The organism is Thiomicrorhabdus cannonii, assembly GCF_013391695.1.
GTDB lineage: Bacteria > Pseudomonadota > Gammaproteobacteria > Thiomicrospirales > Thiomicrospiraceae > Thiomicrorhabdus > Thiomicrorhabdus cannonii.
Genome location: NZ_JACBGH010000019.1, coordinates 1 through 5,937 on the forward strand (window position 1 = coordinate 1; position 5,937 = coordinate 5,937).

A 5,937-nucleotide genomic window follows, 5' to 3' on the forward strand; every position below is an offset into this window, starting at 1 on the left:
GCACGATTACGGTCCCAGCGGGCGTGACGAGCTTCACCATCACCACGGCTGCACAAACCGATGCGGATGTGGAAGGTAACGAGTTCTACGACATCAGCGTGGGAGGTATTGCGGCAACCGGTACGATCACCGATATAAATGTTGTACCCACTATCAGCGATGGTTCAGTTGCTGTATCCGAAGAGGGTATCAATTTGCCTGATGAGGATAAGGTTGGGCTTTCTGACGGTGATGCGGGCGCCTCTTATACAGACCAAAACGATGACACTGTAGTAACGGGTAATTTGGCCATTACGGGTAACGGTACATCTGCGCTTGAGGTAGGTATCGATGGGGGTACTCTGCCTACCGATCTGACATCGGGTGGCGATGCGATCACTTGGTTTGTCGATGTTAATAATCCTGCGATTGCTATTGGTTCGACGGTTAATGGTGAGGTTATCCGCGTTGAATTGAATGGTGGTGATAGCTCGGTAAATTCTGCTGGTTCAACGCCGCCTACCTCTATTGCTTATACGGTAACATTGAGTCAGCCGGTTGATCATCCTGTTAACAGTTTGGAAGATACGCTGAGTTTTGATTTTGACGTATCAATCAGTGACGGCGCTAATACACCTGTAGACACTGGCACCGTTTCTGTAACGATTGAAGACGACATGCCTTCTGTCAGTAGCGACACCAACAATTTGACGGTACAGATAAACAATGTTGAGGTTGGCGGACTACAGACTGAATGGACAAATGTGGATGGCTCAGCCTCTATAAATAACCAGCCGGCAGGTCAGGATGATGTTGTTAGTTGGGGTGGTTCTAGCCAGAGTTCAAACTACACATTTGACGACAATAATAGTCTGACCGGTACGCAGTCTGTGGATGTGAACTCAACATTTGAATTGGGCACATTTACTCACAATAATTTCCCTGTTAGCTCATCGATTGATTCTGTTGATTTAAACTTATCGTTGAATGTTGTGATTAATGGTTATCCTGCGACCATTAACCATACGATTAACTTTGATCATAATGAAACCAATAACAGCGATGATCCTATTGCAAGCCGCGATATTGTCAAAATTGATAATGCCAGCACAATTGTACCGGTGACCATTACCACGGCTGAAGGCGTAACGGAAACCTATAACTTCCAGATTATCGGGTTTGTGGACGGTTCCGGAAATATTGTGGATACGGTATATACCAATGAGAATGCTTCAAATAGCTTCCAGTTGATGGCTAAGTTGATGTCTTCTGACGCACCGGAAATTGAAGCCCAAGTGGATTATGGCTTTGGTGCCGATGGCCCGGCGGACTCCGATGCCGTTGTTTGGACAGATATGCAAAATGGTCAGGTAGAAGGTCAATTCGGTACGCTGACGGTTCAACCGGATGGCAGCTATACCTATGCAATGGATCAGGCTGCTTACGATGCTCTACAACCAGGTGAGCATTCAGAAACCTTTGGTTATACCGTCAAAGATGCAGATGGTGATGCGGTGGAATCGAGTTTAACCATTAATATTACCGGTCAAACGGCGCCTCAGGCTCCGGATTTACAACCAGAAGCTGAAGATGAAACGGTGACTCTCGATGTGGGCGGCGTCACAACAAACTTGGTGATTACACTGGATGTATCCGGTTCTATGGACACGAATATTTCAGGCACAGGTAAAACGCGCTTTGAACTGGCTCAGGAGTCTTTAGTTTCCACAATCGAGTCATATCAGTCAATGGGCGCGACAGCGGTTAATTTGACACTGTTTGGCAGCAATGCCACCAATATTGGGTGGATGAGTGCGTCTGACGCTGTGGATTACATCAACTCGTTGGAGTTACATTGGGATGATTCTGGTTTTAATAATGGACTGTACTCTAATGGCCAAAGTGTGACTGTAGCTGTCGGTGGTACTGACTACAAAGATGCCATTGATGCTACAGAAGTCATCGTGTTCAGTGGCCATGATGCAGACCAGACCATCGGTTATTTCCTGTCAGACGGTGAACCTAATCAAAACGCAGATTCGGTCAACAGCGACAGTGACAGCACCATCGAAGACTGGAAGGACTTTATTGCAGCACATGTAGATGAGTTGCATGTTGTCGGCATTGGCTCCAATGTTTCGGACGAATATCTGGAACATGTTCAGGTGCAGGATGGTAAAGATCCACTTATGGTATCGGATGAAACGCAACTTGCCGAAACGCTCACCAATACTGCAACAGTAACGGTGAATGGCGACGTGTCAGATAACTACAGTGGTGGCGATGGCGATATTTCCATCGACAGCATTAGCGTTTACGGTACGACTTATACCAGCGTTGACTTCCCAGCCACAGGTGTTGCATTGGATGGACAAGGTACCTTGATGTTTGATTTCTCTACCGGTGAGTATTCATACAGTGCCCAGCCTGGAGAGTTTGCTGAAGGGCTTACGCAAAAAGAGTTTAGTGTCACTGTGTCCGATCAGGATGGAGATGCAGTGTCATTTGATGTTCACATCGATGTTAACGCATTGGATACTACCGCCTCAACACCTGAGCTGGATGGGGAGCTGGGCGATGCGCAATCCACAGGTACAGAGACTCAAACCCAGACGGTTTCCGTTTCAGATGAAGTTACGCTGTATAAGGATAATAACTCCCATAGTTATGAATTGAGTGGAACTGCAACGAGTTTCAGCTTAACAGTTGGGTCTTATAAAGTTTCAGGTAATAACGATGACGATGGAACCATTAAACTTTATTTAAATGGTAATCAAGTTGGCAGTACTATCAATCTAGATACTCTTGATGATGGAACGCATTCGTTTAACAATTTGTCAACATTTGATGAAGTTGTTATTGAAAGAACAGATGGCAATTTTAATGTCTCTAACTTCAGTGCAGAAGTCACTGCAACGGTTAGTACCTATGAGTATGATATTGACATTGCGGCTGCTTTAACCGATACCGACGGTTCTGAAACCCTTAGTGGTGTAACCGTTAGTGCGTTGCCAAGTGGCGTATCTGTGAGTGGAACCGATGTAACCGATAATGGGGATGGTACCTATACGGTTGCCTTGACGAACGGAGAGGCTGCTGATGATGTGAAATTGGTTGCCAACCGTGAATTAAGTCCTGCTGAGCAGGAAGCCATTACCATCTCGGTCACCGCGACTGAAACGGTCAGTGGTCACGAGAACACAGTAACCGCTACATTGGTTGACGGTATTGTAGAAGGGCTGGCGTATACCACCAGCTCCGGTTTAAGTGGCATGACGGACGATGCAGGTAGTTTCAGCTACCGTGAAGGCGATTCGGTCACATTTATGGTCGGGGATGTAGTTATTGGTACAGCCACAGCGGAAGATCTGGAACGTGGTCAAATCTTCCTGCAGGATCTGGCCGATGTGTCACGTGCCGACTTGAATGACGAGTATGTGGAAAACATGGCGGTGTTCCTGCAGTCGCTGGATGCGGATGGCAATGCGGATAACGGTATTACCATCGACCCTGCTGTTCTGGCCAAGTTTGAAGGGGTGTCACTCGATTTGCGCACTGCGTCAGAGGCTGACGTAAAGGCAGCCATTGAAGCAGCAGGGCAAAACTATGTAACCGAAGAAGAGGCCATGGCGCACGTTCAGCGTATGCTCGAACAGCACGGCAGCCAGACTGAATTTGAAGCTCATGTGGACGATTCGATTGTCACGGCCACCCTGGCGCATGAAGCGATTGAAGGGTTGCGTTATGAGACCAGCTCAGGCTTTGAGGGTGAATTGGTCAAGGGTGCCTTTACCTTTGATGAGGGAGATACCATTAATCTTTATGCAGGTGACCAGCTGGTGGCGACGTTTAGTGCCGATGCAATTGGTAACGATGGCATTATCACCTTTAACGAAGCCGGCTTCAGCATTACGATGGAAGAGCTTAATGCCCTGCTGAATCCGCCTGCGCAAGAAGAGGCTGTGGAACCGGCCTCCGAAGCGGATACAACAGAAGAAACCGGTGAAGAGAACGACGATTCGGCAGAGGCGGACGTTCAGCAGCGTGGACGCAGTGATGACTCACACGGTCGTGGCGAAGAGATGCGTGCAGAACATAGTCCAGTTCATAATGACCGCGATAAACAAGGTGATGACGCTGATCAGGCGGATGATCGTAGCAGTGATTCCAAAGCTAATAACGGTCATGGCAATGGCGATCAGGAAGCACCAGGTGGTTCAGCTGATCGTAACAACGCCGAAAACGCTGAAGATGACGAGCAAGTCATGGGCTTCCTGCATGAAGAGGAATCCTGGCATGCAGAATTTGACGAGGGTTCGTTTATGCAGTCAGAGGTGTCACACGGTACATCTGATAACACCGACCCACTCGATTTGACAGAGGTTATCATGGCTGGTAGTGTCATTCATCAAGATAGTCTGCATGCTTATTTAGAGGCGGCTTTAGGTGGTGATGAGGATGCTTCCGGTGATGAAGTGACTGAAGAACAACCTTCATCAGGCGGCAGTTCGACACCACCATCGTCGATGATGGAGAATTATGATCAGCCTATACACGATGATCTGAAAGTGGATTATCAAAACGACTAACTTGTTTAAACTAAGGCCCCAACCGGGGCCTTTTTTATACCTGCCAGAAAAACGTTGTCAGTGGTAACCGGCCGAAGAACATCTCTTACAACTCTTTCTCTATTTCTCCAAAACAATCGTTGGAGAATCTCAACAGGCCGGGTCCAATAGGGTTTATTTTCCCTAAATTAAACCGAAATTCGCTATGTTAAATTTGATTGATTCAAATCAATAAAGCATACGTAAAAGATAGCTAATGGTTTAGCGATGCCTTAATGTTAAAAATACAAACTCATAATCTCTTCATAAAAAACGTCTTGCCATTTTCTTGAGAATTTTTATCACTGATAGTCCTCGCGGACGATGGAATTAATGGCCAAGACGACTAGTATGGATATTGAGAATAACGAAGGCCGTATGGCCGAAGCCCGAATAAGGAGGGTCACCATGTCAGTAGAAATCGGAATCATTAGCGCCGCGAGCGGCGTTGTACAAGCGGTTAATCCGGTAACGGGGGAAGTTCGCGTACTTATGGTAGGTGACCCTGTCTATTTGGATGAAGTATTAAGCACCTCAATCAATGGCAGCGCGACCGTTAACATGGTTAACGGCGAGTTGCTGAGTTTGGGTCGTGACAGCGAAATGCTGTTAGATACCAATACCTTGGGCATCGATCCGGCGACTTTGGCGGATTCACAAGCAGAAGTGGATGCACTGCAACAAGCCATTTTGGAAGGTAATTTGGAAGACCTTGAAGAAACTGCAGCCGGTGGCGACGCGGGTGCAACCAGTTCATTGGCAGGTCCGCTGGATCTGGTTGAACGTATCGGTGCAGAAGGTGCCGTGACCAGCGGGTTTGAAACGACAACAAGTGGTACTACGTCAATTGATCGTAGTTATCTTGAACCAGAGTTGGTTGAAAACTCTCCACCAGTGGCAGTAGACGATACCTTGGTAACAGACGAAGATTTGGCGCTGCAAATTCCTGCTGATTCACTATTGAGCAATGACACAGATATTGATGGTGATACGCTTGTGATTACCGGATTCACACAGCCAAGTCATGGTGTACTTGTGGATAATGGCGATGGTAGTTTTACCTATACCTCAGAGCAAAATTATAACGGTCCAGATAGCTTTTCCTATAGTGTGACTGATGGTAACGGGGAGTCTGATACAGCACTTGTCTCCTTGATAGTCAATCCAATCAATGACAATCCTGTAGCGATAGACGACGTAAGTATTTTGGATGAAGACTCCAGTGCCAATATTGACGTACTGGCCAATGACAGCGATTTGGACGGTGATACCATCACAGTACAAAGCGTGACTCAACCTGCGCACGGTAATGTTGTGATTGAAGGCGACGGCACCGTCACCTACACACCGG

At 47.1% G+C, this 5,937-nt stretch carries 2 protein-coding genes; both read left to right on the forward strand.

Annotation, left to right across the window (positions count from 1 at the left end; genetic code table 11):
• Positions 1–23 precede the first annotated feature (23 nt).
• Positions 24–4,568 carry a choice-of-anchor K domain-containing protein gene (locus tag HZ297_RS11730; RefSeq protein ID WP_178863953.1) on the forward strand — a complete coding sequence of 1,515 codons (4,545 nt, stop codon included), beginning with the start codon at positions 24–26 and terminating at the stop codon, positions 4,566–4,568.
• 426 nt (positions 4,569–4,994) lie between these two features.
• On the forward strand, positions 4,995–5,937 hold a 943-nt coding region (locus tag HZ297_RS11735), incomplete at its 3' end, for a retention module-containing protein (protein WP_178863955.1).